At 69.5% G+C, this 5,043-nt stretch carries 5 protein-coding genes; all 5 read right to left on the reverse strand.

Annotated features, from left to right (window positions below; translation table 11 throughout):
• A partial coding sequence (locus ABYX71_RS10255) for an ATP-dependent DNA helicase RecG (RefSeq protein ID WP_372696402.1) occupies window positions 1-1,404 on the reverse strand: 1,404 nt, incomplete at its 3' end.
• A 21-nt stretch (window positions 1,405-1,425) separates the two neighbouring features.
• Complete coding sequence (locus ABYX71_RS10260) at window positions 1,426-1,809, reverse strand: RidA family protein (RefSeq protein ID WP_372696403.1); 384 nt, start codon at window positions 1,807-1,809, stop codon at window positions 1,426-1,428.
• Window positions 1,810-1,812: 3 nt separating this feature from the next.
• Complete coding sequence (locus tag ABYX71_RS10265; protein WP_372696406.1) at window positions 1,813-3,996, reverse strand: bifunctional (p)ppGpp synthetase/guanosine-3',5'-bis(diphosphate) 3'-pyrophosphohydrolase; 2,184 nt, start codon at window positions 3,994-3,996, stop codon at window positions 1,813-1,815.
• A 17-nt stretch (window positions 3,997-4,013) separates the two neighbouring features.
• Window positions 4,014-4,358 carry a DNA-directed RNA polymerase subunit omega gene (gene rpoZ / locus ABYX71_RS10270; RefSeq protein ID WP_372696404.1) on the reverse strand — a complete coding sequence of 115 codons (345 nt, stop codon included), beginning with the start codon at window positions 4,356-4,358 and terminating at the stop codon, window positions 4,014-4,016.
• Between the two features lie 72 nt (window positions 4,359-4,430).
• Window positions 4,431-5,043, reverse strand: a 613-nt coding sequence (locus ABYX71_RS10275; RefSeq protein WP_372696405.1) for an STAS domain-containing protein, incomplete at its 5' end; no start/stop codon positions are given.

A 5,043-nucleotide genomic window follows, 5' to 3' on the forward strand; every position in this document is an offset into this window, starting at 1 on the left:
CCGCGGCACCGCCAGCGTGTGCACCGGCGTGCGGCCGGGTGGCAGTTCATCGATGACCGAGGTGTCGAGATCGGCGTAGAAGGTCATGGCCAGTGAGCGGGGGATGGGCGTGGCGGTCATGATCAGCTGATGCGGAGACAGCGCGCCGTCGTCGCCCTTGGCGCGCAGCGCCAGACGCTGGTGCACGCCGAAACGGTGCTGCTCGTCGATGACCACCAGCCCCAGGCGGGCAAAGCGTACCTGCTCCTGGAACAGGGCGTGCGTGCCGACCACCACCTGTGCCCGGCCGGAGGCGATGTCCGCCAGGATCGCGTCACGCGCCTTGCCACCGTGGCGACCGGCCAGCCACAGCGGCTCCACGCCCAGTGGCGGCAGCCAGCGACAGAAGTTGCGAAAGTGCTGCTCGGCCAGCAGTTCGGTCGGCGCCATGATCGCCACCTGCCAGCCCGCCTCCACCGCCTGCAACGCCACCAGCGCCGCCACCAGCGTCTTGCCGGAACCGACATCGCCCTGCAGCAGCCGCAGCATCGGGTGCGGCCGTGCCAGGTCCACCAGCACCTCATCCACCACACGCCGCTGGGCACCGGTCGGCGCGAACGGCAGGGACTGCAGCAGGCGCTCCCGCAGCGCACCGGACGCCTGCAGTGACGGTGCCCGGCGCGCCTGCCGCTGTCGCCGCCGCTGGCGCAGGCTCAGGTGATGCGCCAGCAGTTCCTCGAGGGCCAGGCGGTGCAGGGCCGCCGGGCGCGCATCGAGCGCTGTCGAGGCTTCCGGTTGGTGCAGACCGCGCAGGGCCGCGGCCAGGTCGGGCAGATGCTCGGCCTCGCGCAGCGACCTGGGCAGTACGTCCGGCAGCACCTGCTCGCAGCGCGCCAGGGCGGCACCGACCAGGCGCCGCAAGGTGGCCTGGGTCAGTCCGGCGGTGGACGGGTATACCGCCGTCAGGGCCGCGGCCGGCAACGGCTCATCGGCCCCGGCAGCCAGCAGGCGGTACTCGGGATGCACCATCTCCAGACGCGCCGGACCCGGCCGCACCTCGCCATAGCACTCCAGCCAGCGCCCGGGCTGCAACTGCTGCAGCTGCGGCGGGCGGAAGTGAAACAGGCGCACCGTCAGTGCGCCGCTGGCGTCGGCCAGACTCACCAGCAACGCCCGACGGCGGCGCTGGCTGACCTCGGCCGCCTCGATGCGGCCGCGGATCAGCGCATGCTGGCCGGCACGCAGGGCGCCGATGGGCACCAGCCGGCTGCGGTCCTCGTAGCGCAGCGGCAGATGCAGCAACACGTCGGCGGCAGTATGAATGCCCAGTTGGGCCAGCCGCCCGCGCAGTGCCGGCCCTACCCCGGGCAGGCTCGCCAGATCCTGGGCAACGGCAGTGGGCCGGCCGGCAGCCACGGTTGCCACGGAGCAAACCGGTAGCTGGACTCAGCCAAGCACCAGGATGGCGTCGGCCTCCACCGCGGCGCCGCGCGGCAGTGCCGCCACGCCCACCGTGGCGCGGGCCGGATATGGCGTCTCGAAATAACGCGCCATGACCTCGTTGACGGTGGCGAAATGCCCGAGGTCGGTCAGATAAATGGTGAGCTTGACCGCCTGGCCGAGACTGCCGCCGGCGGCCCCGGCCACCGCCTTCAGGTTCTCGAACACCTGCACCGCCTGCGCCTCGATGCCGCCGTCCACCAGCTCGCCGGACGCCGGGTCCAGCGGAATCTGGCCGGACAGGTAGACGGTGTCGCCGGCACGAATGGCCTGCGAGTAAGGACCGATGGCGGCCGGGGCACGGTCGCTCGCAACGGCGGTCAGGGACATGGTTCAGCCTCGTTTGCGGGTGATGCGGCGCACCGACTTGAGCGTGCGCAGGCGTTTCATGATCCGCGCCAGGTGCACCCGGTCGCGGACCTCGATGGTGAAATCGTCGACAGCATGAATGCCATCGCGGTTGTGCAGCAACACGTTGGCGATGTTGCAGTCCATATCGGCAATCGCGGCGGCCAGGGTGGCCAGTTCGCCGCGCTGGTCGACCACCTCGATGCGGATGTCGACCGGGAAGCGGGCATCGCCGGCCGGCTGCCATTCCACGTCCAGCCACTTGTCCGGCTGCTTGGCGAACTCGGCCGTGCTTGGACAGCCGTCGACGTGGATCACCACCCCACGCCCGGCACTCACGTAGCCACGGATGGGGTCGCCCGGAATGGGCCGGCAGCATTTGCCGTAGCTGACCACCAGCCCTTCGGTGCCCTTGATGGCCAGCGGCGCGCGACCGCTGTCGCTGCCCACCAGCCAGCGCGGCGCCACCCGCTGCAGGGCGCGCCGCAGGCCGGAACGCTGGCGCCTTCCAACCGCCGGCAGCGGCGTGCCGCTGACCAGGTGGGTGGCGACCACGGCAGCCAACCGCTTGCCCAGCCCGACATCCTCGAGCAGGTCATCCATGGCCTTGGCGCTGAACTCACGCAGCACGCCGGCAATGTTGGCTTCCGGCACCTGCGCCATCGGCGTGCCCAGGCGCGCCAGTTCGATTTCCAGCAGGCGCCGCCCCAGGTCGACCGCCCGCTCATGATCGATGGTCTTCAGGAAATGACGGATGGCCGCGCGCGCCTTGCCGGTGACGACGAAGTTCAGCCAGCTCGGATGCGGGGTGGCCGTGCGGGCGGTGATGACCTCCACCGTCTGGCCGGTCTCCAGCACGCTGCTCAGCGGCGCCAGACGCCGCTCGATACGCACCGCCACGCAGTGATTGCCGATGTCCGAGTGCACCGCGTAGGCAAAATCGACCGCCGTGGCGCCCGCCGGCAGCGCCAGGATGCGGCCCTTGGGCGTGAACACGTAGACCTCGTCCGGGAACAGGTCCACCTTGACCGAATCCAGGAACTCCTGCGGATCGCCGGCATTGCGCTGCAGCTCGACCAGCCCCTGCAGCCACTCGCGGGCCCGCTGCTGCGGACGGCTGTTGCCGCCACTGGGATCCTTGTACAGCCAGTGCGCGGCAATGCCGGCATTGGCGATGCGATCCATTTCCTCGGTGCGGATCTGGATCTCCGCCGGAACACCGTAGGGCGTGAACAGCGCCGTGTGCAGCGACTGGTAGCCGTTGGTCTTGGGAATGGCGATGTAGTCCTTGAAGCGCTGCGGCAGCGGCTTGAAGGTGCTGTGCACCAGTCCCAGCACGCGGTAGCACTCGTCCACCGTGTGCACCACGATCCGCAGCGCGTAGACGTCGTACACCTCGCTGAGCGGGATGCGGTCCTGGCGCATCTTCTGGTACACGCTGTACAGGTGCTTCTCGCGGCTCTCCAGGCGGTACGGGATGGACGCCGCGTCCAGTTTCAGGCGCAGCGTCGCCTCGATCTTGCCGACCACGTCGTGGCGATTGCCGCGGGCCCGGCGCAGCGCCTGTTCCAACACCCGGCTGCGCAGCGGATACAGCGCCGAGAAGCCGAGCTCCTCGAGCTCGCTGCACAGCTCGTGCATGCCCAGGCGGTTGGCGATCGGAGCGTAGATTTCCAGCGTCTCGCGTGCGATCCGCCGCCGCTTCTGCGGCGCCAGATGGCTCAGCGTGCGCATGTTGTGCAGGCGATCGGCCAGCTTGATGAGGATGACCCGCAGGTCGCCGGCAACGGCCAGCATCATCTTGCGGAAGTAGGCGGCCTGCGCCTGCTCGCGGGTCTCGAAGCGAATCTGCGTCAGCTTGGTGACGGCATCGACCAGCCCCGCCACCTCGTCGCCGAACTGTTCCGCCAGTTCGGTGCGGGTGGCAGCGGTGTCCTCGATGACGTCGTGCAGCAACGCCGCGCACAGTGTGGCGACGTCAACCCGCAGGTTGGCCAGGATGCCGGCCACCGCCAGTGGATGGGCAATGTAGGGCTCGCCGGTCTTGCGTTGCTGACCGGCATGGGCGTGCGCGCCGTAAGCATGCGCGCGGCGGACGGCGTCGACCTCGTCCGCAGGCAGGTAGGCGGCGAGCTGCTCGGTCAGTACCTCGATGCCGCTCGCCGGAATAACCGGTACCGGTGTACTCAGGGCGTCTCGCCCGCTTCGGGGGCGGGCCCCTCGGCTGGCGGCTGGGCCGGCGCGTCCTCGACCGGCGCGTCGAGCGCCTGCTCCCAACCGTCGGCCGCACGCTGCTCGGCCAGCTCCTCAGGCGTCAGGAACAGATGCAGCTCCTCCGGCTCGAGCACGCTGCGGTCGATCTTGCCGGCGGCGATTTCGCGCAGCGCGATCACGGTCGGCTTGTCGTTTTCCGGCTCCACCAGCGGCGAACGCCCCAGCGACAGTTGCCGGGCCCGGCGCGACGCCATGAGCACCAGATCGAACCGGCTTTCGGCGTTGACAAGGCAGTCTTCAACGGTAATACGGGCCATGTGCGGGAACCTGACGAAATTTTGACAAACAGCAATGGCGAAGTTTAGCAGGTGCGAAGCAGCCCCTGTGGATCAGGAGGCACCCGGGCCGGACTCGGCGCTGTGGCTCAGCAGCATGGCCCGCTCGTGCGCCATGGCCGGATCGCTCTCGGCCAGGCGCTGGCAGGCCGCCAGCGCGTCGGCAAACGCGGCAAAGCAGTTGTCCCGGCCGACCAGCTCCACCAGTCCGGCCCGCAGCAACTTGCCATGGACACGCGCATTGGCACCGGCCAGCATCACCCGCACGCCACGCCGCTGCAGGTCGCGTACCACTTCCTCGAGCGTCTGCAGGCCGGTGATGTCGATGAATGGCACCCAGCGCAGGCGGATGACCAGCACCCGCGGATCGGTGTGCGTGCCGGCCAGGGCACGCTCGAAGTTCTCCACGGCGCCGAAGAAGAACGGGCCGTCGACCGAATACACCAGCACCCCCGGCGGCAGGCGGGCCAGTCCCAGATGGGCAAACTCCTGGGTGAGCTCGTGATCGGTCGCCTGGCGCACCTCCACGCTGCTCGCCATGCGCCGCAGGAAGTGCAGCGTGGCCAGGATGACGCCGATGTTCACCGCTACCACCAGGTCGGCGAACACCGTCAGGCCGAACGTGACCAGCAGAATCACCACGTCGGCACGTGGTGCGCGCCGCACC

The sequence above is a fragment of the Immundisolibacter sp. genome, assembly GCF_041625615.1.
GTDB lineage: Bacteria > Pseudomonadota > Gammaproteobacteria > Immundisolibacterales > Immundisolibacteraceae > Immundisolibacter.